The organism is Salinicoccus siamensis (assembly GCF_055391965.1).
Genome location: NZ_AP043765.1, coordinates 767496 through 787917, shown reverse-complemented (window position 1 = coordinate 787917; position 20422 = coordinate 767496). Strand labels below are relative to the sequence as shown.

15 protein-coding genes, 25 tRNA genes and 2 rRNA genes are annotated in these 20422 nt (G+C 46.9%); 3 read left to right on the top strand and 39 right to left on the bottom strand.

The window, feature by feature from the left end; translation table 11 throughout:
- Nucleotides 1–4 precede the first annotated feature (4 nt).
- A complete protein-coding gene (locus ACZ5LF_RS04115) occupies nt 5–1111 on the bottom strand; it encodes a GAF domain-containing sensor histidine kinase (RefSeq protein WP_380570642.1) in 1107 nt (368 codons plus the stop codon).
- Nucleotides 1112–1230: 119 nt separating this feature from the next.
- Here ACZ5LF_RS04115 and ACZ5LF_RS04110 point away from each other — a divergent pair, with 119 nt between their 5' ends.
- Genes ACZ5LF_RS04110 through ACZ5LF_RS04100 form a run of 3 tightly spaced genes read left to right on the top strand, consistent with a single transcriptional unit; the run spans nt 1231 to nt 2988 of the window.
- The gene (locus ACZ5LF_RS04110; protein ID WP_380570643.1) at nt 1231–1638 is read left to right on the top strand and encodes a disulfide oxidoreductase; all 408 of its coding nucleotides are present in this window, start codon (nt 1231–1233) and stop codon (nt 1636–1638) included.
- Nucleotides 1639–1653: 15 nt separating this feature from the next.
- Nucleotides 1654–2160 (top strand): thioredoxin family protein, encoded by a 507-nt coding sequence (locus ACZ5LF_RS04105; protein WP_380570644.1) that lies wholly within the window; start codon nt 1654–1656, stop codon nt 2158–2160.
- Nucleotides 2161–2988, top strand: coding sequence for an RluA family pseudouridine synthase (locus ACZ5LF_RS04100; protein ID WP_380710043.1), 828 nt, complete (start codon nt 2161–2163; stop codon nt 2986–2988). It abuts the gene before it with no gap.
- 57 nt (nt 2989–3045) lie between these two features.
- On the opposite strand, the gene ACZ5LF_RS04095 is transcribed toward ACZ5LF_RS04100, so the two are convergent.
- The 38 genes from ACZ5LF_RS04095 to ACZ5LF_RS03910 form a co-directional block, all read right to left on the bottom strand.
- Nucleotides 3046–5166: an RNA degradosome polyphosphate kinase gene (locus ACZ5LF_RS04095; RefSeq protein ID WP_380570646.1), complete on the bottom strand. Its 2121-nt coding sequence runs from the start codon at nt 5164–5166 to the stop codon at nt 3046–3048.
- 37 nt (nt 5167–5203) lie between these two features.
- Nucleotides 5204–6730 carry an exopolyphosphatase gene (gene ppx, locus ACZ5LF_RS04090; protein WP_380570660.1) on the bottom strand — a complete coding sequence of 509 codons (1527 nt, stop codon included), beginning with the start codon at nt 6728–6730 and terminating at the stop codon, nt 5204–5206.
- Between the two features lie 13 nt (nt 6731–6743).
- A complete protein-coding gene (gene fumC / locus ACZ5LF_RS04085; protein WP_380570647.1) occupies nt 6744–8132 on the bottom strand; it encodes a class II fumarate hydratase in 1389 nt (462 codons plus the stop codon).
- 67 nt (nt 8133–8199) lie between these two features.
- A complete protein-coding gene (locus tag ACZ5LF_RS04080; RefSeq protein WP_380710041.1) occupies nt 8200–8391 on the bottom strand; it encodes a hypothetical protein in 192 nt (63 codons plus the stop codon).
- A gap of 11 nt (nt 8392–8402) precedes the next feature.
- Nucleotides 8403–8996, bottom strand: coding sequence for a 6-phosphogluconolactonase (locus ACZ5LF_RS04075; RefSeq protein WP_380570649.1), 594 nt, complete (start codon nt 8994–8996; stop codon nt 8403–8405).
- A gap of 307 nt (nt 8997–9303) precedes the next feature.
- On the bottom strand, nt 9304–10041 hold the full coding sequence (nfsA, locus tag ACZ5LF_RS04070; RefSeq protein WP_380570650.1) for an oxygen-insensitive NADPH nitroreductase: 738 nt from the start codon (nt 10039–10041) through the stop codon (nt 9304–9306).
- Between the two features lie 10 nt (nt 10042–10051).
- On the bottom strand, nt 10052–10522 hold the full coding sequence (gene trmL, locus ACZ5LF_RS04065; protein ID WP_380570651.1) for a tRNA (uridine(34)/cytosine(34)/5-carboxymethylaminomethyluridine(34)-2'-O)-methyltransferase TrmL: 471 nt from the start codon (nt 10520–10522) through the stop codon (nt 10052–10054).
- A 9-nt stretch (nt 10523–10531) separates the two neighbouring features.
- Nucleotides 10532–11662, bottom strand: coding sequence for a tRNA epoxyqueuosine(34) reductase QueG (queG, locus tag ACZ5LF_RS04060; protein ID WP_380570652.1), 1131 nt, complete (start codon nt 11660–11662; stop codon nt 10532–10534).
- A gap of 84 nt (nt 11663–11746) precedes the next feature.
- Entirely contained in the window at nt 11747–13033 is a 1287-nt protein-coding gene (locus ACZ5LF_RS04055; RefSeq protein ID WP_380570653.1) for a D-serine ammonia-lyase, read from the bottom strand.
- Nucleotides 13034–13086: 53 nt separating this feature from the next.
- The gene (locus ACZ5LF_RS04050; protein WP_464759726.1) at nt 13087–13737 is read right to left on the bottom strand and encodes an HD domain-containing protein; all 651 of its coding nucleotides are present in this window, start codon (nt 13735–13737) and stop codon (nt 13087–13089) included.
- 122 nt (nt 13738–13859) lie between these two features.
- Nucleotides 13860–14390: a YceI family protein gene (locus ACZ5LF_RS04045; protein ID WP_380570655.1), complete on the bottom strand. Its 531-nt coding sequence runs from the start codon at nt 14388–14390 to the stop codon at nt 13860–13862.
- Nucleotides 14391–14966: 576 nt separating this feature from the next.
- Nucleotides 14967–15051, bottom strand: a tRNA-Leu gene (locus ACZ5LF_RS04040).
- 15 nt (nt 15052–15066) lie between these two features.
- Nucleotides 15067–15141: transfer RNA gene (locus ACZ5LF_RS04035), tRNA-OTHER, on the bottom strand.
- A gap of 58 nt (nt 15142–15199) precedes the next feature.
- A tRNA-OTHER gene (locus ACZ5LF_RS04030) sits at nt 15200–15274 on the bottom strand.
- An 11-nt stretch (nt 15275–15285) separates the two neighbouring features.
- Nucleotides 15286–15359 (bottom strand) — tRNA-Cys (locus ACZ5LF_RS04025).
- Nucleotides 15360–15365: 6 nt separating this feature from the next.
- Nucleotides 15366–15437: transfer RNA gene (locus ACZ5LF_RS04020), tRNA-Gln, on the bottom strand.
- Between the two features lie 4 nt (nt 15438–15441).
- Nucleotides 15442–15517: transfer RNA gene (locus ACZ5LF_RS04015), tRNA-His, on the bottom strand.
- Nucleotides 15518–15519: 2 nt separating this feature from the next.
- A tRNA-Trp gene (locus tag ACZ5LF_RS04010) sits at nt 15520–15593 on the bottom strand.
- Between the two features lie 7 nt (nt 15594–15600).
- Nucleotides 15601–15681: transfer RNA gene (locus ACZ5LF_RS04005), tRNA-Tyr, on the bottom strand.
- Nucleotides 15682–15695: 14 nt separating this feature from the next.
- Nucleotides 15696–15771, bottom strand: a tRNA-Thr gene (locus ACZ5LF_RS04000).
- Between the two features lie 16 nt (nt 15772–15787).
- Nucleotides 15788–15863, bottom strand: a tRNA-Phe gene (locus ACZ5LF_RS03995).
- Nucleotides 15864–15877: 14 nt separating this feature from the next.
- Nucleotides 15878–15953: transfer RNA gene (locus ACZ5LF_RS03990), tRNA-Asp, on the bottom strand.
- A 10-nt stretch (nt 15954–15963) separates the two neighbouring features.
- Nucleotides 15964–16037: transfer RNA gene (locus tag ACZ5LF_RS03985), tRNA-Met, on the bottom strand.
- Nucleotides 16038–16055: 18 nt separating this feature from the next.
- Nucleotides 16056–16148: transfer RNA gene (locus ACZ5LF_RS03980), tRNA-Ser, on the bottom strand.
- A 24-nt stretch (nt 16149–16172) separates the two neighbouring features.
- A tRNA-Ile gene (locus ACZ5LF_RS03975) sits at nt 16173–16249 on the bottom strand.
- A gap of 4 nt (nt 16250–16253) precedes the next feature.
- Nucleotides 16254–16327, bottom strand: a tRNA-Met gene (locus ACZ5LF_RS03970).
- 21 nt (nt 16328–16348) lie between these two features.
- Nucleotides 16349–16424 (bottom strand) — tRNA-Ala (locus ACZ5LF_RS03965).
- Nucleotides 16425–16440: 16 nt separating this feature from the next.
- Nucleotides 16441–16522 (bottom strand) — tRNA-Leu (locus ACZ5LF_RS03960).
- 11 nt (nt 16523–16533) lie between these two features.
- A tRNA-Pro gene (locus ACZ5LF_RS03955) sits at nt 16534–16607 on the bottom strand.
- An 11-nt stretch (nt 16608–16618) separates the two neighbouring features.
- Nucleotides 16619–16692: transfer RNA gene (locus ACZ5LF_RS03950), tRNA-Arg, on the bottom strand.
- A 16-nt stretch (nt 16693–16708) separates the two neighbouring features.
- Nucleotides 16709–16797: transfer RNA gene (locus tag ACZ5LF_RS03945), tRNA-Leu, on the bottom strand.
- A gap of 11 nt (nt 16798–16808) precedes the next feature.
- A tRNA-Gly gene (locus ACZ5LF_RS03940) sits at nt 16809–16883 on the bottom strand.
- A gap of 6 nt (nt 16884–16889) precedes the next feature.
- A tRNA-Leu gene (locus tag ACZ5LF_RS03935) sits at nt 16890–16971 on the bottom strand.
- A gap of 6 nt (nt 16972–16977) precedes the next feature.
- Nucleotides 16978–17050, bottom strand: a tRNA-Lys gene (locus ACZ5LF_RS03930).
- 17 nt (nt 17051–17067) lie between these two features.
- Nucleotides 17068–17143 (bottom strand) — tRNA-Thr (locus tag ACZ5LF_RS03925).
- Nucleotides 17144–17152: 9 nt separating this feature from the next.
- Nucleotides 17153–17228: transfer RNA gene (locus tag ACZ5LF_RS03920), tRNA-Val, on the bottom strand.
- Nucleotides 17229–17260: 32 nt separating this feature from the next.
- A 5S ribosomal RNA gene (gene rrf, locus ACZ5LF_RS03915) occupies nt 17261–17375 on the bottom strand.
- Nucleotides 17376–17462: 87 nt separating this feature from the next.
- Nucleotides 17463–20339, bottom strand: a 23S ribosomal RNA gene (locus ACZ5LF_RS03910).
- Nucleotides 20340–20422 lie beyond the last annotated feature (83 nt).

Here is a 20422-nt window from a genome sequence, read left to right as displayed (position 1 = left end):
TGCTTCACTCCTTCATGGGGATGGTGACCATGATGCGGGTCCCCCTCCCCTTACCGGTATCGATATTTATATTTCCATTGAGCTTATGGATCCGTTCAGTCATGTTCGACAGGCCATAGCTCGACCGATGATTTTCTTCAAATTCAAACCCACTGCCTTGGTCTTCGATGATTACGGAGAAGATATCACCTTTCGCCGCCATCCTGATTATCGCATGTTCAGCACCCGAATGCTTGCGTATATTATTCAAACTTTCCTGGATGACTCTATATAGGGCGACTTCCACATGGTCCGGCACATCATAGAAGCCCTCCATACCAATCTCAACTTCAAGGCCAAGCAGCCCTGCGTACTTTTCGACAGCATCGATGATGCCGTTCTCGAGCCCTATCGGCTTCAGTTGCCAGATTAAGGCTTTCATTTCCTTCATCGCATGTTTCGAAGTCCGCTCTATTGAATCAAAAGCCACATTCGCCTTGTCCGCATCATTCAATGATTTTGCAGCGTGCGAAGTGATGCCTATCGAAAACAACATCTGATTGACGGAATCATGCAGATCCCTGGCGAGACGTTGCCGCTCTTTTATGAGCATATTCTCCTGCTCACGCGTCGTCAGTTCTATACGCTTTAAAGTGGAACCTATCTGAAACGCCACCGACTCCAGAAGGTCAAGCTCGTCCTTGGCGAACTTTTCGCGATAAGGACTTGCCACGTTCAACAGACCGAAGGATTCGTCTCCAGAAATGAGTGGAACAGTGGCATGATGGGTGATGCCGTTATTCTCATTGGGGTACTCATTGCGGGCTTGCTCCAGCCTTGAACATACAAAAATATTCGTTGCCGTCTTAAGTTCCTTCCTGTTATATTTATTGACACACCAACATTTTCCTTCACATAAATAATGATGGTCATTATTTTTAAGGGCGGACGGGAGACGGTAATGCGTTGTGAGTTCATGTTGGCCCGCTTCATTTATGAAGAATATCCATCCCGTATCAAATTCCGAGTGATCGATCAGCATCTTCAATGCCCCTTCGACCATTGCTGGCCTATCTGTTTCTTCGTTCAGGAACTCCGCGATGTCTTTCAACAATTGAAGTTTACTTTTCATAAGAATCACCCCACCTAAAAAATTAACAGCTTTGTAACCTTAACTTCCACATCCAGCAGCTGTTTTCACTTATAATGATACAGTATGGATTCGAATCACTCATCTATTGGAGGGCAGCCATGTCGAAAAACAAGCTTTATATGCAATCCATCTTCCTCATCTCATTAATCGCAACGCTCGGTTCACTTTATTTCAGCGAAATCAGACAATATGAACCATGTGAGTTCTGCTGGTATCAGCGCATACTCATGTATCCGCTAGTACTGATCTCCATCATTTCAGTCATCCGCAATGACCATGGCGCCGTGTACTATATCCGGTTCATGAGTCTGCTTGGCCTCCTTATGGCATCTTACCATTACGCCCTGCAGAAGATCAGTTTTCTCGGTGACGGATTTACAGCCTGTACCGGGGTTTCCTGTACCGTCCAGTATATCGACTGGCTGGGCTTCATTACAATTCCATTCTTGTCGCTTATTGCATTTGCGCTCATCTTTATACTATCATTTATTCCAAAAAGAAAATAAGAAGGAGACCGAACCATGGGAAATAAAATATTCTACGGTATTATAGCACTTATCATCGTGGCGTTTGCCGGCATCTTCATTTTTATGAACAGTGCTTCAAATGATCCCGATAAAATCAGCGATTCCGGCTACTATCCCTATACGGATCTGGAACCAGAGGAGCTTGAAGGCGCGACCATCGACAAGTTGGATGATGAAAATTATCACTTTAATAAGACTTTCGATGAAACAAAGAAGATTATAGAAGAAAAGGACCACGCATTCGTCTATCTGTGGAGCCCTACATGTGTACACTGTATCGCTGCCACTCCATTTTTGACTGATGCATTTGAACAGACGGATGCAGAAGTCACGCAACTGAATGTCTTGGAATATGACGCAGCCTGGTCGGAATTTGAAATTGAAGGCACACCGACCCTCATCTACTTTGAAGATGGTAAGGAAGTCGATCGCCTCTATGGTAATCCTGGAAACTCTGATGACTATAAATCATTCATCGAAGAAATGACAGGGGACAAATAGATGAAATTCACAATACATGAGAATTTTGACGGATCTACACTTGAAGAAATGCTGAAGACCCTTCACGTACCTAAAAAAGAACTTCATCTGCTGCGCATGTCGAAGGATGTCACACTGAACGGCGAACCAGCCCGGCTCAATTCACCGATCCATTCAAAAGATGTAGTCGTCCTTCCAGATGACGGTTCCAAAAGCCAGTACAAGCCAAGCTATCGGACATGTGATGTTCTATATGAAGATCGTTATCTTGCTGTACTATTCAAGCCTCGCGGCGTCAAGACACATCCGAATGAGATGTCTGAGACCAATACACTGATGAACCATGCCATCTATACTCTGGATGCCGACTATCTCGAACCGGTCCATCGGCTTGACCAGGAAACCAAGGGCGTACTCCTTGTCGCCAAGTACCCTTTAGTCAAGAAGATGCTTGACCATATGTTGAGTGAACGTGAAATCAAAAGGACTTATATTGCACGCATTGATACAAAAAGGTTGATCGAAAAACAGACCATCAGTGCCCCGATAGCCAAAAATCCGAAAGAGCGCAATAAATACCATGTTACTGATAAAGGGAAAGAAGCGGTGACCCATATCACCAAGTCCCATGTTACACCGGATTATTGCGAACTTGAAATTGAATTGGAGACGGGCCGCACCCATCAGATTAGAGTACATCTGGCACATATCGGTTCCCCAGTCATCGGTGATCCCCTGTACGGTAACGCGACACTTAGAGACCTGCAGCTCTTCAGCTACAGAATCGAATTCACCCACCCCCTGCTTCAAAAAACCGTGCGCGTGGAACTCGATAGAAAGACATTGTAGAAAAAGACCTTCACCCCGTAATTTCTTGGGGTGAAGGTCTTTTTTGCCTGTTCCATTTCATTTCCGCCTTCTGAAGCGGTCCTTTACTTTGAGCAACAGCTGATTTTCATGTTGGATGATCTGTTCGCGACCACTTCTTTCAGCGCGGCGCATCAATTCCACTTGGGCACTGATGGGAGGATGTTCGTTTTCAACATACACATAAGTGCCATCAGGGCGTTGGCTGCGGGCTTTGATGTTATCCATCAGATACAGCCTGGCAATCGCTTTGATCTCTTCGATGATCGCTGGATCTTTGACTGGGAACAATATTTCCACACGCTTGATCATATTCCGAGTCATCATATCGGCAGATGATAAAAACATCTTACCCTCTCCATTATGGTTGAAGTAGTAGATTCTTGAATGCTCAAGGAACCTGCCGACGATGCTCACCACTCTGATATTGTCGCTGACATCTTCTATTCCTGGTTTGAGGCAACAAATGCCCCGCACCACCAGATCTACTTTCACACCCTCTTGGGAAGCCTGAAGAAGCTTGTTGATGATCTTCTTATCTGTAAGCGAGTTCATTTTGGCGAATATATAGCCTTTACCGTATGTCCGATGCAGTTCGATCTCTTTATCGATATAATCGGCGAATAGATCCCGGATTTCAAATGGAGCGACATGGAGCGACTGGTAGTCGGGCTTTAGGGAGTAGCCGCTGAGATAGTTGAAGAAGTTGATCGCATCATTTCCTATATCCTCGTCCGTTGTGATCAGTCCCATATCAGTGTAGAGCCTTGCAGTGGAATCATTATAGTTGCCCGTGCCAAGGTGGACATAGCGGATCAATCTGCCTCTGACTCTTTTGACCACCAAAGTTATTTTACTGTGGGTCTTCAGGAAATTCATGCCGTAGATGACGTGGCACCCGGCATCTTCGAGTTCTTTTGCCCACTGGACATTATTCTTTTCATCGAATCGCGCCTTCAACTCTACAAGCACTGTCACCTGCTTACCATTTTCAGCCGCATGCTTCAATGCTTCAATCACCGGAGAATCGCTCGAGACCCGGTAGAGTGTCTGTTTGATCGCAAGGACATCCGGGTTCTCTGCCGCCTCACGCATGAAATCTACAATCGTCTGGAAGCTTTCAAAAGGATGATGTAGGAAGACATCTTTTTTCAGGGCACGCTTGTAAATGTTCTCCCCTGCAAGGAATTTCGGTTCCTGCGGCACGAATGGCGGGTATGCAAGATTGGGATGGCGCTCCTTGAACCTCGCTGTCAAGTCGAACAGGAAGGTTAAATCCAACGGACCGTTGAACCTATATACATCCTGCTCCTCGAGATTCAATTCATTTTTCAGAAAGGAGCCATTGATGGAATCGTCCTTGCTTGTGTCTATCTCCAGCCTGACGGCCGCTCCTTTTGTCCGTTCCTTCAGGAAACGCTCAATCTCTATCAGGAGATCGGCAGCCCCTTCTTCATGGATGGTCAGGTCTGCATTGCGCGTTATCCTAAACGGGAAGGTCCGTTCAATCCTATAACCCCTGAACAATTCATTGATGTGCTGTTCAATGATATCTTCAGTCAGGACAATATAGGTTCTGTTCCCTTCCTTAAGTTCATAAAACCTGCGGATAACAGTCGGCAGTTGGACGATGGCAGTCTGATCACCCAATTCATTCGAAAGGTTGACGAAAATATTGATTTTCTTATTCATCAATTTAGGGAAGGGGCGATAGGCATCCATTCCGAGAGGAGTAAGGGAAGGGAATATTTCATTTCTGAATATCGTTCCGAGTTCTTCCTGCAGATGATACGGGAGTTCATCCGGACGCTTCAGGATGATGTCATAGCCTTCCAATTCCTTCATCAGACGATGAAAGGTGGCATACTGGGCATCGCAGTTCCGTCTATTCATATCACTGATACCCTTGAGCTGTTCGCCAGGCGTCATCTGCGTCTTGGTGTCCGGTTCATGATAATCCATCTTTACCTGGTCTTTCAGCCCTGCAACACGTACCATGAAGAATTCATCCAGATTTGAACTTGTAATTGCCAGGAACTTCAGCTTTTCAAGTAGCGGGTTCGTATCATCCTCTGCCTCTTCAATCACCCGGTAGTTGAAGCTGAGCCAACTGAGCTCTCGATTGTTATAGTATTCTTTATTGTTCAATCGATATGTCATTACTATTCTCCTACTTCCTCTAAGATGAAACTGGTTATCATGCTTCTATGAATTTGATTTCCAGATGCCCATCCATAATCTTTTCGATATGCTTCTTCTGTCTCGTTGCCTGGTACTCTTCTGCAATCGGATCCCCTTTATATTTGATTGTGAGAGTCATCTCGTCTTCTTCATCATCCAGATAAAGATCCTCTACAATGTTTGTGTTCGAGATGTTCAGGGCATTCGCAAACTTCAATATGCTGCCGAGCTTCATGAGAGTGCTCATTTCCTCGCTATTGAACCATCCGGATTCATCCGCAAAGAACTTCAGGAGCGTCTTGTTCTTGAAGCTTGCAAGCAGAGCCAGCTTCACCCGGTCTCTATGGACAATGCCGTTGATGTTGCTGTTTGAGATCAGATAGTAGGTGTGCTGACTTGTCGCATCCCGATCGATGAATGACCCGAGATAGAAAATATATGCTGCATTCTTCATGAGGTATTTCTCATGTCTGCTGATTGAGATGAAATCATACCGCTCCAATTCATGATAAAGGCGTTCAGTGATTTCCTGGCGTTTCTTCCCTTCCTCAAAATCAATCTGGAAATCACTGGCAAGTTCCTTCAATGAATCCCTGAAAATATGGTATTTATTGAAGGCCGCCGGGTAGTCCCTGGTTATCATAGACATCGCCAGTCCTTCCCGTATCCCCTGCCTGCTGAACTTGAATTCCTGGGCTCTTGAGATATCGTAGAGCGATTTGAAGACGATGGTACTCGGCAGGATGATGTCGCTACGGTCCTTACTCAACCCATCGATGTCATCAAGATCATCTTCCTTTGTGTTCTCAAGAAGATCATATACATCCTGTAGATCATTCCGGTCCATTGAGTAGCCGTGGACGCCTGCGATGGGATAATTGGTTGAAGATTGGTGGATACGTGCTATATTACGCGCACTTCCTCCAATCGCAAGTATCGGTACTTTACGCTTTGAGAGCCACTTGATTGATTTAAGCTGCTTTTTTACATACTTTTCCGTCTCTTCCAACGCTTCTTCATCGTTGTGCTTCTTATCCTCAAAAAACATACTTTTCAATGTTACGACACCGAATGGGAGACTGACCGAATGGATGAGTTCCTTATTCTCAAAATATGTCAGTTCAGTACTCCCCCCACCGATGTCGATGATGAGGCCGTCCATGTTGCTGATGGTATGGACCACTGCATGATAGCCGTAGAATGCCTCTTCCTTGCCAGTGATGACTTTGATTTCCATACCGACTTCTGATTTTACCCGTTCTAGTATGTCGTCCACGTTGACGGACTGTCTGATGGCCGCCGTTGCGACCGGATGGATTTCCTTGACGCTGTATTTTTCACTGATCAGCTGGAAACTCTTCAGGATGGAAATGAGGTTATCGATCCCTTCTTCTGCCATGACTTTGTCCTCATCGAGGTACCACGCCAACCGGGCAGGTGTCTTGATGTTCTGGAGCTCTTTAAGACCGGTCTCCTCATCATATTCAAACAATACAAGGCGTACAGTATTAGATCCGATATCCACAAGTCCAATTCTCTTCATCATATACAGTCTCCTAATCTTTGGATTGGGTCATCTCTTCTGGCTTGATCCATTCGTCGAATTGAGCTTCGGTCAGATGTCCGGATTCAATTGCAGACTCTTTGAGGGTCAAGCCCTTTTCATGGGCATTTTTGGCGATTTTCGCAGCATTTTCGTACCCGATATGTGGGTTCAGCGCCGTGACCAGCATAAGGGAATTGTTTAGGAATCTATTGATATTCTCTTCGATCGGTTCTATTCCGACAGCACAATTATCGTTGAATGTCTGCATGCCGTCTGCAAGCAGATAGATGGACTGCAGTGTATTATAAAGGATGACCGGCTTGAATACGTTCAGCTCGAAGTTACCTTGGGAGGCTGCAAACCCGACTGCCGAATCATTGCCGAAGACTTGTACTGCCACCATCGTCAGCATCTCGGACTGCGTCGGATTGACTTTACCTGGCATGATTGATGAACCTGGTTCATTCGCAGGGATTTCGATTTCGGCTATTCCAGCGCGTGGGCCGGAGGCAAGCCACCTGACATCATTTGCTATCTTCATGAGGTCTGCCGCCAATGCCTTCAATGCACCATGGAGATAGACTACTTCGTCATGCGCCGTCAAAGCATGGAATTTATTTGGGGAGGAGACGAATTCATGACCGGTCTGCTTGGAGATTTCCTTTGCTACACGATCGCCGAATTCAGGGTGGGCGTTGATGCCTGTACCTACAGCCGTACCACCGATTGCAAGGTTTCTGATTTGATTTTTGGATTCACCGATCAGTGCCTCACACTTTTCGAGCATGTATCTCCAGCCACTGATTTCCTGGCCCAATGTCAATGGGGTGGCATCCTGCAGATGCGTACGTCCGATTTTGATTATGTCTTCAAATTGCTCTTCTTTTTCCTTGAATGTCTTTTTAAGACCCTCGAGGGCAGGTATGAGCTGTTCCTCCACAGATTGGTAGAGGGCGACATGCATTGCCGTTGGATATGTGTCGTTGGAGCTTTGGGATTTGTTGACATCATCGTTCGGGTGGACTTTCTCGTCCACACCTTTTTCAGATAGATATTCATTCGCGACATAGCTGACGACTTCATTGACGTTCATGTTACTCTGGGTGCCGCTTCCAGTCTGCCATACTACAAGAGGGAAATGGTCATCCAGTTCACGATTGATTACTTTATCGCATGCGTGGATGATCGCTTCTTTTTTATTTTCTGAAAGTTTGCCTAGTGCATGGTTTGAAACTGCCGCAGCTTTTTTGAGGTGTGCAAATGCTGTAATGACCTCAATAGGCATTTTTTCTTTTCCTACCGGGAAATTCTGCTTGCTTCTTTCTGTCTGTGCACCCCAATATTTGTCACTTTGAACTTTAATTTCGCCGATTGTATCTTTTTCTATCCTGTATGACAATTAAAAAACCTCCTGAAAATTAGTATTCATAGAATATTTTATACTAATTTACAGAAGGATTCATCAGTTATCCACTATTTTCATCATCTAAGTCTTCTTCGTGTGTTTCATCGTTCGAGGAATCGATCGGATAATCTTCATTTTGGGAGATCTGTTCCATTTCTTTTCCCAGTGCTTTCACATCTTCCATATCCTCTGTCATCTCATTGCTCTCGGGTTCGATATCTTTCCTATAGTCCACTTCTTCATCTCTTTTCATCATATCCCACCTTATGCAAACTCTGATGTGTAGTAGTCGACGATATCGCGGTCAAGCTGGGACGCCGCTTCCGAATCCATAACTACCGTTACCATGCGGTGCTTCTTCACCTTGGCAAAATCTTCCTGACCGTTCTCTGCCGCATCGTATAGATCTCTCACAGCCTTGGCCTTATCGTTTCCTGTTGCAACCAGCACCATTTCCCTTGATTCGAACAGCTGATCGTTCCCTTCGGAACCGCTATAGCCTACCTTTTTATTGGCGCCGATGGATAATACTGTAAGGTTTGCCTGCTTCTTATCGTCAAGGACTGCCTTCATCGACTCTTTAGTACCTTCCATCTTCAGTTGATTCTCAGGAATATCCAAGTCATTGAATACTTCTGCATTGCCATCCTTATTGATGGTGACGATATACACCTGAGCATAGTTTGCTGGATGTATTTTGGATTCTTCAACTAGTTTTTCATAGCTTTCGTCCAGTTCCTCGTTCATCTCAAGTCCAAGGACGCTTGTCGGGTTGTTATGGATCTGCTTTCTTACGATGTCTGCAATATAGTCGCTTACCAATGTCTTGTCCTTGAATATCTTAAAATTCATTGCCATATAAATTCCTCCCGGTTTTTCTCCGTTTTTTTAAATATCTATATTATTCTACCCTGGTAGGCAGGGATTCTAACAAAAATTATCCCTTTTCAGCTTTTTTCTTTCTTCTGGATGGTTTATAATGTTATCATGTATGGAAATATAGGAGGCGCTAATTATGAAAGCATTTCTGATATTGATGGTCAGTATGTCCTTTATCACTGCCATTCTTTCTTCAAGCCGTGAATCCAAATATGGATATAAGGATGACGGTGAAGAAAAGCTAAGTTAAATTCAAAGCAGGTCATGCACAGCATGACCTGTTTTTTTATTGGCCGAGAAAGCCTTGCCTCTTGACGACAGCATCCACATCAAGCCGTTGTTTTTTGCCTAGCATGCCGATCACCTGGTCACTCCAGCTGTCTCGACGTTCTCCCCCGGTACGGGCTTCATAATAACTGCTTATCCTCTCATCATAAGCATCGATCTCCGGCTTCACCTTTGCCGTCGGAGTATAGGTATTTTCATGGTAGACCGCTTCAAAAGGCAGACGTTCTTTCTGACTGCCCTCGTGATCCGGATAACCGACTACCATGCCGAAAATCGGAAATACGCCTTCAGGCAGTTCAAGTATTTCTATGACCTCCGCCATATCATTTCGTAATGAGCCGATATAACACATGCCAAGTCCCATGCTTTCCGCCGCCACAGCAAGATTCTGGGCTGCAAGGGCGGCATCGACGACACCTACAACAAATTGTTCCGTCTTATCGTGTGAAATGGGCGTCCCTTTGTCTTTTGACAGTTCGACATGACGGTGATAATCGACTAGAAATACAAATAGATGGCCATTATCCTCCACGTATGGTTGGGTGCTGATCGCCCTTAAAGCCGCTTTCTTGTCTTTATCGGTGACACCCAGGATGCTGTAGGCCTGCACATAGCTGGATGTACTCGCCGCCTGCGCAGATTTCACCAACTCCCGTATCGTCTCCTGCTCCAGGGGCTCTTGCTTAAATTTCCTGATCGATCTGTGCGCCTGCAGTAGCTCGGTAACTGAATTCATTCTTCTCCTCCTAATTTATATGTGGAAAACCTTGTTGCCTCAATGCTTCATATATGAGGATCGCCGCTGTATTGGCCAAATTTAAAGATCTCACCTTATCTGTTATCGGGACTCTCAGGGCATTATCGCCATACTGCTCTTTGAGCCAATCGGGCAGACCTGTCGTCTCCCGACCGAAAATGAAATAGTGGGCCTCGTCATCATTCGAAAAGTCCACATCCGTATAAGGTTTTGTCGCAAATTTCGTAAGCAGGTAATAGTTCCCCTCGGTCGCTTCAAAAAATGCTTCTGCCGAATCATGGTGGATGACATTAATATGCGGCCAATAGTCGAGGCCGGCCCGCTTCAGCATTTTATCGTCCGTTGAAAAGCCGAGTGGATGGATCAGATGCAGTGTCGAACCCGTTGCTGCACAAGTCCTTCCTATGTTGCCCGTATTGTTCGGGATTTGGGGTTGATATAATACGATATGGTTTGCCATATGTTCCTCCTAAGCGCTTTCTTGGATGCCTTTTAGCATCTCTTCCTTTACTGTCTCGTCCGTCTCTATTTTGAATCTTTCTCCGATGTAGCCAAGCGCATCATTTTCCAGTATGCGGCCTATCGCCCAGTAGGCAGTCCCCTTGATTACAGGGCGTGGGTCATTTTCCGCTACACGCTTCAATACATCTACAGCCGACACTTCCTTGAAATGTGCCAGTGCTATGATCGCATTGCGTTGTATGGGTTTCTTGCCGCGCCAGGTTCCTGCAAGGTGTCCATATGTCTCCTTGAAATCCCTGTTTGATATTTCAAGCAGCCCAGTAAGTTCAGGCTTCAATATTTCAGGTTCCAGTATAATATCATCATGATGGTCCGTATTGATGCCTTTATTGCGCGGGCATACCTGTTGACATGTATCGCAGCCATACAGCCTGTTGCCGATCTTACCGCGGTATTCATCAGGCAAGAAGCCTTTTGTCTGTGTCAGGAAAGAAATGCATTTTTTTGAATTCAGCTGCCCATTTCCAACAAGGGCGCCTGTAGGGCATCTATCCACGCAGATATTGCAGTCTCCACAAGAATCGATCAATTCTTCATCAGGGGGGAAAGGGAAACTGGTGATCATCTCGCCAAGATAACTATACGTTCCGAGTGTGGGGTTTATGACGAAGCCGTTCTTCCCTATGAAACCAAGACCACTTCGCCGTGCCACTTCGCGATCACTCAACACTCCGGTATCGACCATCGAGTTGCATTCAATCGAAGCGTCGATGGATTTTATATAGGCTTCGAGCTTTTCAAGCCTCGAATTGAGCAAAGTATGGTAGTCCATCCCCCATGATGCGCGGGCGAACATACCACGCCGCTCCCCTTTTTTACTTTTGGGTGCATTCGGAAGTCTGTTCGGGTACCCCACGGCGATGGAGATTATGCTGCGCCCTGAACGCAATGTGCGATCAGGATTCGTCCGTTCTTCTATGGACCCTTTTTCAAACCCTGATTCGAAACCTTTCTCGTGATAATCAATCAACTTCTCCCTATATTCCACAAACGGCTCGGTATGAGTGAATCCGATATCATCAATGCCGATGGAGTGGGCGTACTCAATGACTTTTTCCTTAAATTCAACACGATCCATTTAGTCACCTGCTTTCTTTAACCACGTTATTATGCCGATTGACATTATACTATCAGACGGACATTGGCCACAACCCTGGACTATCTATATTTTCCCTTGTTGATAATCGGACTGCCACACTTCTTCAGGCACCATGCTTCCTCCGGTACACCACAAAACATGCGTTGCGCCCCCTTCTTCGACAGCCGTTCTGAGAGGGCCCATAAAGCTTGCTGCCGCAGATGGCTCAGCCTTGACCCCTTCAGTATCGTAGGTCATTGCCAGCAGCCGGTACAACTGCTCGTCTGCAACGGTATAGAAGGAATGGATCTGGTTCTCCATAAGCTTGCCGATGAATTTCGACGGCCTGCCGACAGCAAGCCCATCTGCTATCGTGATATTATCCAATCCGATGTCTCTTACCGACAATGCATTGTGCCGTCCCGTCATCACTCCTAAAAGCATGCTAGGGGCCGCTACAGGCTCAGCGAACACCGGATGGACATGTTGTCCATAGACTTTTTTTAGACCAAAGCTGATGCCGCCTGGTGCACTCCCGACACCGCACGGCAGATATACATATAAAGGATGCTCTTCATCTACAGTAATGCCCGCCTCATCCAGTTGCTTCTGCAGGCGCAGTGCAGCCACTGCATAGCCCGTAAAGAGTGGTTTTGAATTTTCGTCGTCTACGAAATAGCTATTCCTATCGGAAATTGCTGCCTGACGCCCCACATCCACAGCTTTGCTGTAGTCATCCTCATGTTCGACGACTTCAGCCCCATGTTCCCTTAAAAGATCCTTCTTCCACTGTTTTGCATCACTCGACATATGGATCGTCACTTTGAAGCCAAGTGCCGCACTGATGATGCCGATGCTCAGTCCAAGATTTCCAGTCGAACCACAGATGATTGTGTAGTCTGAAAAAAATGTCTTGAATGTCTCAGAAGAGAAGAGGCTGTAATCTCCATCCAATCCAATCAACCCTTCATTTACCGCCAATTCCTCTGCATACTTCAATACTTCATAGATGCCTCCACGTGCTTTAACAGAACCGGATACCGTCAGGGCATTATCCGCTTTTATGAAGCACGATCCCTTGATGATCCTATGAAACTCTTTTTCTAGATGCGCTTGCAATCGCTCTGCTGGCAGCAGTGGGGATTCGTTGATTCCTTCATCCTTCACAGTCTCGTCAAAGGCTTGTTTGATGAACGGTGCAAATCGTCGCAGCCGTGCATCTGCTTCCCTGATGTCTTCTAGTGTCAGCTCAAAATCTTGAGGGGCTTCCATGATTTTTCCATAGATTGGATTTTCCCAGAAGATTTCTTTTTTACGTGATATTTCTGTTATGAGCGGCCATTGCTCTGCTAATGTATACTTGGTCTCCAATTCATCCTCTCCCTTCTTTTGACTCTTCGTCCTGTTCAAACTATGACACGACTTCAGACCTTGCCATCCCATTCATTATAGAATTGTTCAAGATATCTTTCCATGAATTGATGCCTTTTTTCAGCTTGCAGCTTGGCTGATCTGGTATGCATTAAATCTTTTAATTTTAGCAGTTTTTCATAGAAATGGTTGATTATAGTATTATCTTCTTTACTGTACTGTTCGAAAGTCAAATTTTCTCTGGCATGCAATTTTGGATCATGGAGCTTGTGGTTTTTACCGCCTCCAAAAACCATCGTACGTGCAATGCCGATTGCGCCCAATGCATCTAGGCGGTCTGCATCCTGAACGATGGCATCTTCAATGCTCTCAACCTCTACAGGGTTGGTTCCTCCCTTGAAAGATACAGCCTGCATAGCATGGATGATTTTATCAATCGTACCTTGCGCAACACCATGCTCTTCCAGAAAAGCCTTTATGCGCTTCGATTCTCTTTCTTCATCATCTGTCATTTTGTAGTCGATCATATCATGGAACAATGCTGCAACCTGGATTGTAAAAAGGTCTCCGCCCTCTTCCGACTGCAGCATACATGCATTATTGTAGACGCGGATCACATGCCAGTAATCGTGTCCCGTCATATCATCTTCATGAAATTCACCCACCATAGCCTTTGCTTCTTCAATAATCCTCTCGTTATCCATCATCGAGCCTCCATATGTATACATCATAAAACAGATGACACAATTATAGCACTTGAGCTACTAGTTATAAAAAGCATTAATAAAAGCCTCTATGCATTCATAGAGGCTTTTACAGCATAATACTACTCTGTCTTTTCCGTAAACTCGAGTTCAACCATCGCTTTTACTTCCTTACCTACCATGACGCCACCTGTTTCCAATTTCTGATTCCAGGTCAGCCCGAACTCTTCTCGGTTGATGATGAACTCACTTTGGATACCGTGCACTTCGTTGCCCCAAGGGTCCATCGCCTTTCCATTATACTCAAGTTCTATCGTCTTCTCTTTTGTGACACCATTCAGCGTAACATCCCCAGTAACTGAAAAAGTATCTCCAGATTTACTTATAGTTTTGGACTGGAATGTGATCTTCGGATTCTTTTCAGCGTTGAAGAAATCTTCGGACCTCAAGTGTTCATCACGTGAAGTATTTTTAGTATTGATGCTTTCTGTTTGAATTTCAGCATATATACTCGCATCCTTGAAAGTTTCCAGATCTTCAGTTTCGATTTCGAAATGGAAGTTCTCGAAGCCTCCCCTCACTTTTGATACCATCATATGCTTAACTTGAAATGCAACTTCTGAATGCGTTTGGTCAGATACATAAACTGTCATTGTCAATTACCTCCAAGTAGTAAAAATTATCTTTAATTCGAGATAATATGAGTATACTTCTTACTTCATACAAATGCAACCCTAAAATACACTAAAGACGAAGAACATCATGTTGCAACTCTTCTATAATACTAGTGTTGCTAGATTCTTCCCTATCTACCCTATCTCAAACACTTTATAGTATGGATTTGATGAATTGGCGGGATTTTGAAGTATTAGTGTAGACACAACTTGTTGAGCCTTGGACAGCTTCATTATTAAGATGATATCAATCTAAATTTTATAATATGATATATAAAAAGACCTCCTGCCTTACGGAACAAGCCGTTAAACAGAAGATCTTATAAATGATTTTATGGATGCAGGGGGCTTCTCCAGCCGTTTACTGTTGACTGGCAACTTGCTTTATCGTCTTGCCAATACCTCTTTTACTGTTGTTGCAATGTTCTTTGGTTCATTCTTGCTATTTATAATACTTTCTCCTTTGATTTCAACCATAAAAATAACGGCCGATGAAATATTTCACCCGGCCGCTCGCAGCGCGTACTAAAATCACATTATTTGATTAATCGATTATACCACCGGCCGGGATCGAACCGGCACTCCCGCAATGGGAACTGGATTTTGAGTCCAGCGCGTCTGCCAATTCCGCCACGGTGGCCCAGTATTATTTAAATGGAGCGGAAGATAGGATTTGAACCTATGTCTTGCTTCAGGAAGAAGCATGTTCTGAGCACTGAACTACTTCCGCAGATATGAATTAATTTTTTGATGCAATATCCTGCTCGAGACAGAACCAGAATACTTAATGGAGCGGAAGATAGGATTTGAACCTATGTCTTGCTTCAGGAAGAAGCATGTTCTAAACACTGAACTACTTCCGCTTAGTAAATTATGGAGGCACCAACCGGATTTGAACCGGTGATAGAGGATTTGCAGTCCTCGGCCTTACCACTTGGCTATGGTGCCCTAAAGCTGGGCTGACAGGATTCGAACCTGTGCATGACGGTACCAAAAACCGTTGCCTTACCGCTTGGCGACAGCCCAATAATGGGGCGGCTGATGGGGATCGAACCCACGAATGCCGGAACCACAATCCGGTGTGTTAACCACTTCACCACAACCGCCATGGCAGGGGTAGTAGGAATTGAACCCACATCTAAGGTTTTGGAGACCTTCATTCTACCATTGAACTATACCCCTAAATACATGGAGGGGGGCAGATTCGAACTGCCGAACCCGAAGGAGCGGATTTACAGTCCGCCGCGTTTAGCCACTTCGCTACCCCTCCACGTTTAAATATAATGGTGCCGCCCAGAGGAATCGAACCCCCAACCTACTGATTACAAGTCAGTTGCTCTGCCAATTGAGCTAGAGCGGCGCCACAATATAACAAATGGTGGTTCAGGACGGAATCGAACCGCCGACACTGTGAGCTTCAATCACATGCTCTACCGACTGAGCTACTGAACCACTTAAATTTAAAATGGCGGTCCCGACGGGAATTGAACCCGCGATCTCCTGCGTGACAGGCAGGCATGTTAACCGCTACACCACGGGACCACTTAAATAATTGCGGGAGGTGGATTTGAACCACCGACCTCCGGGTTATGAGCCCGACGAGCTACCGAACTGCTCCATCCCGCGATAATAAAATAATAAAAATGGCGGAGGAAGAGGGATTCGAACCCCCGCGGGCGATGAAGCCCCTGTCGGTTTTCAAGACCGATCCCTTCAGCCAGACTTGGGTATTCCTCCGTATGAAACTATGCAATTAAAACATGGTGGACCTTGCAGGACTCGAACCTGCGACCCAACGGTTATGAGCCGTTTGCTCTGACCAACTGAGCTAAAGGTCCAATATAGCGGCGGAGGGGATCGAACCCCCGACCTCACGGGTATGAACCGTACGCTCTAGCCAGCTGAGCTACACCGCCGTAATAGCATATTAGAATAAATGGTGGAGACTAGCGGGATCGAACCGCTGACCTCCTGCGTGCAAAGCAGGCGCTCTCCCAGCTGAGCTAAGCCCCCATATAATCTGTGTAAGTGCGGGTGAAGGGAGTCGAACCCCCACGCCCGAAGGCGCTAGACCCTGATTCTAGTGCGTCTGCCAGTTCCGCCACACCCGCATTTATAAGAGTCGGGAAGACAGGATTCGAACCTGCGACCCCTTGGTCCCAAACCAAGTGCTCTACCAAGCTGAGCTACTTCCCGTGGTTATTAAGCGCGCCCGAGAGGAGTCGAACCCCTAACCTCTTGATCCGTAGTCAAGCGCTCTATCCAATTGAGCTACGGGCGCATAATGATATTTATACTGGTGCCGAGGACCGGAATCGAACCGGTACGGTAATTACTTACCGCAGGATTTTAAGTCCTGTGCGTCTGCCAGTTCCGCCACCCCGGCGAACTAAACAATGGAGCGGAAGACGGGATTCGAACCCGCGACCCCCACCTTGGCAAGGTGGTGTTCTACCACTGAACTACTTCCGCTGATGATGCGGGTGAAGGGAGTCGAACCCCCACGCCCGAAGGCGCTAGATCCTAAATCTAGTGCGTCTGCCAGTTCCGCCACACCCGCAAGTCATGAGCCATAGAGGATTCGAACCTCTGACCCTCTGATTAAAAGTCAGATGCTCTACCAACTGAGCTAATGGCTCAAGATATTTCCAAAAAATGGTGCCGCCCAGAGGAATCGAACCCCCAACCTACTGATTACAAGTCAGTTGCTCTGCCAATTGAGCTAGAGCGGCTTATTAAAATGGTGGAGAATGACGGGTTCGAACCGCCGACCCTCTGCTTGTAAGGCAGATGCTCTCCCAGCTGAGCTAATTCTCCTAAAATCATTTCATTCTGCATTTCCAAATACTGCCCGGCGGCGTCCTACTCTCACGGGACGTCAGTCCAACTACCATCGGCGCTGGAGAGCTTAACTGCTGTGTTCGGCATGGGAACAGGTGGAACCTCTCCGCGATTGCCACCGGACAATATGGCATGCTTGAATGCCCCTTGGACATTCAAAACCGGATAGAAGCAATGCGTTGCGTAGAAGACCATACACGGTTTCTTCATTTGAATAAGTCATCGATCGATTAGTATTCGTCCGCTCAATGTGTCGCCACACTTACACGCCGAACCTATCCACCTCATCATCTCTGAGGGATCTAATGGGGAAATCTCATCTTGAGGGGGGCTTCATGCTTAGATGCTTTCAGCACTTATCCCGACCATACATAGCTACCCAGCGATGCCGTTGGCACGACAACTGGTACACCAGTGGTATGTCCATCCCGGTCCTCTCGTACTAAGGACAGCGCCTCTCAAATTTCCGACGCCCACGACGGATAGGGACCGAACTGTCTCACGACGTTCTGAACCCAGCTCGCGTACCGCTTTAATGGGCGAACAGCCCAACCCTTGGGACCGACTACAGCCCCAGGATGCGATGAGCCGACATCGAGGTGCCAAACCTCCCCGTCGATGTGAACTCTTGGGGGAGATAAGCCTGTTATCCCCGGGGTAGCTTTTATCCGTTGAGCGATGGCCCTTCCATGCGGAACCACCGGATCACTAAGTCCGTCTTTCGACCCTGCTCGACGTGTCTGTCTCGCAGTCAAGCTCCCTTATACCTTTACACTCTATGAATGATTTCCAACCATTCTGAGGGAACCTTTGAGCGCCTCCGTTACTCTTTAGGAGGCGACCGCCCCAGTCAAACTGTCCACCTGACACTGTCTCCCACCCGGATTACGGGTGCGGGTTAGAATCTCAACATCACCAGGGTGGTATCCCACCAGTGCCTCCACGTAGACTGGCGTCCACGTATCTTCAGCTCCCACCTATCCTGTACAAGTGAGGTCGAGGTTCAATATCAGGCTACAGTAAAGCTCCACGGGGTCTTTCCGTCCTGTCGCGGGTAACCTGCATCTTCACAGGTACTATGATTTCACCGAGCCTCTCGTTGAGACAGTGCCCAAATCGTTACGCCTTTCGTGCGGGTCAGAACTTACCTGACAAGGAATTTCGCTACCTTAGGACCGTTATAGTTACGGCCGCCGTTTACTGGGGCTTCGATTCGCACCTTCGCTTACGCTGAGCGCTCCTCTTAACCTTCCAGCACCGGGCAGGCGTCAGCCCCTATACGTCACCTTTCGGTTTGGCAGAGACCTGTGTTTTTGATAAACAGTCGCTTGGGCCTATTCACTGCGGCTCATTTTCATGAGCACCCCTTCTCCCGAAGTTACGGGGTCATTTTGCCGAGTTCCTTAACGAGAGTTCGCTCGCTCACCTTAGAATTCTCTTCCCAACTACCTGTGTCGGTTTGCGGTACGGGCGGTAATGTATTCACTAGCGGGTTTTCTTGGCAGTGTGAACCCACAGCTTCGCCTACTATTTTCGGCTCCCCATCACACCTCGTCGTTACACAGGGCGGATTTGCCTACCCTGACGACTCGATGCTTGGACGTGCACTTCCTTCCGCACGCTCTGCTTCTCCTCCTGCGTCACCACATCGCTCAAACACACATCACCGGTACAGGAATTTCTACCTGTTATCCATCGCCTACGCAGTTTCGCCTCGGCTTAGGTCCCGACTAACCCAGAGCGGACGAGCCTTCCTCTGGAAACCTTAGTCGTTCGGTGGACGGGATTCCCACCCGTCTTTCGCTACTCACACCGGCATTCTCACTTCCGATCGCTCCACATGTCCTCACGATCATGCTTCACTGCCATCGGAACGCTCTCCTACCATCAATATCATTGATCCACAGTTTCGGTAATATGTTTAGCCCCGGTACATTTTCGGCGCAGCGTCACTTGACTAGTGAGCTATTACGCACTCTTTAAATGATGGCTGCTTCTAAGCCAACATGCTAGTTGTCTGTGCAACGCCACATCCTTTTCCACTCAACATATATTTTGGGACCTTAACTGGTGGTCTGGGCTGTTTCCCTCTCGACAACGGACCTTATCACCCGCTGTCTGACTCCCGTGCATCACATAGGTGGCATTCGGAGTTTGTCTGAATTCGGTAACCCGGGATGGGCCCCTCGTCCAAACAGTGCTCTACCTCCACGATGCTAACACGAGGCTATACCTAAATATATTTCGGAGAGAACCAGCTATCTCCAGGTTCGATTGGAATTTCTCCGCTACCCACACCTCATCCGGTCACTTTTCAACGTAAGTCGGTTCGGCCCTCCATCCAGTGTTACCTGGACTTCAGCCTGGACATGGGTAGATCACCTGGTTTCGGGTCTGCAACCCCATACTAGACGCCCTATTCAGACTCGCTTTCGCTACGGCTCCACATTCGCTGCTTAACCTCGCATGCAATCGCAACTCGCCGGTTCATTCTACAAAAGGCACGCCATCACCCATTAACGGGCTCTGACTACTTGTAAGCACACGGTTTCAGGTTCTATTTCACTCCCCTTCCGGGGTGCTTTTCACCTTTCCCTCACGGTACTGGTTCACTATCGGTCACCAAGAAGTATTTAGCCTTGGGAGATGGTCCTCCCGGATTCCGACGGAATTTCTCGTGTTCCGCCGTACTCAGGATACACCGCCACGCCTCCTCGCTTCGCATACGGGACTGTTACCCCCTATGGTGCGACTTTCCAGTCGCTTCTGCTCGCTCGAAGCCGCTTTTTCGGTGTCCTACAACCCCAGCCAATGACTGGTTTGGGCTCTTCCCGTTTCGCTCGCCGCTACTCAGGGAATCGATCTTTCTTTCTCTTCCTCCGGGTACTAAGATGTTTCAGTTCCCCGGGTCTACCTCTCTCAGGCTATGTATTCACCTGAGAGTCGCACTAATGTGCGGGGTTCCCCCATTCGGAAATCTTTGGTTCAACGCTTACTTACAGCTCCCCAAAGCATATCGGTGTTGGTTCCGTCCTTCATCGGCTCTTGGTGCCAAGGCATCCACCGTGCGCCCTTCATTACTTAATCGCAATGAATTTGTGAGTGTGTCCCAGTCCAGCTGCAGTGGATGTCCACTTTCGCTTTCTTGCGACACAACGCGTGTTTTTATG

What these genes read in the sequence shown, in the direction of transcription:
- ACZ5LF_RS04115 (WP_380570642.1), bottom strand. Translation starts at nt 1,111, where the DNA reads ATGAAAAGTAAACTTCAATTGTTGAAAGACATCGCGGAGTTCCTGAAC.
- ACZ5LF_RS04110 (WP_380570643.1), top strand. Translation starts at nt 1,231, where the DNA reads ATGTCGAAAAACAAGCTTTATATGCAATCCATCTTCCTCATCTCATTA.
- ACZ5LF_RS04105 (WP_380570644.1), top strand. Translation starts at nt 1,654, where the DNA reads ATGGGAAATAAAATATTCTACGGTATTATAGCACTTATCATCGTGGCG.
- ACZ5LF_RS04100 (WP_380710043.1), top strand. Translation starts at nt 2,161, where the DNA reads ATGAAATTCACAATACATGAGAATTTTGACGGATCTACACTTGAAGAA.
- ACZ5LF_RS04095 (WP_380570646.1), bottom strand. Translation starts at nt 5,166, where the DNA reads ATGACATATCGATTGAACAATAAAGAATACTATAACAATCGAGAGCTC.
- ppx (WP_380570660.1), bottom strand. Translation starts at nt 6,730, where the DNA reads ATGAAGAGAATTGGACTTGTGGATATCGGATCTAATACTGTACGCCTT.
- ACZ5LF_RS04080 (WP_380710041.1), bottom strand. Translation starts at nt 8,391, where the DNA reads ATGAAAAGAGATGAAGAAGTGGACTATAGGAAAGATATCGAACCCGAG.
- ACZ5LF_RS04075 (WP_380570649.1), bottom strand. Translation starts at nt 8,996, where the DNA reads ATGGCAATGAATTTTAAGATATTCAAGGACAAGACATTGGTAAGCGAC.
- nfsA (WP_380570650.1), bottom strand. Translation starts at nt 10,041, where the DNA reads ATGAATTCAGTTACCGAGCTACTGCAGGCGCACAGATCGATCAGGAAA.
- trmL (WP_380570651.1), bottom strand. Translation starts at nt 10,522, where the DNA reads ATGGCAAACCATATCGTATTATATCAACCCCAAATCCCGAACAATACG.
- queG (WP_380570652.1), bottom strand. Translation starts at nt 11,662, where the DNA reads ATGGATCGTGTTGAATTTAAGGAAAAAGTCATTGAGTACGCCCACTCC.
- ACZ5LF_RS04050 (WP_464759726.1), bottom strand. Translation starts at nt 13,737, where the DNA reads ATGGATAACGAGAGGATTATTGAAGAAGCAAAGGCTATGGTGGGTGAA.
- ACZ5LF_RS04045 (WP_380570655.1), bottom strand. Translation starts at nt 14,390, where the DNA reads ATGACAGTTTATGTATCTGACCAAACGCATTCAGAAGTTGCATTTCAA.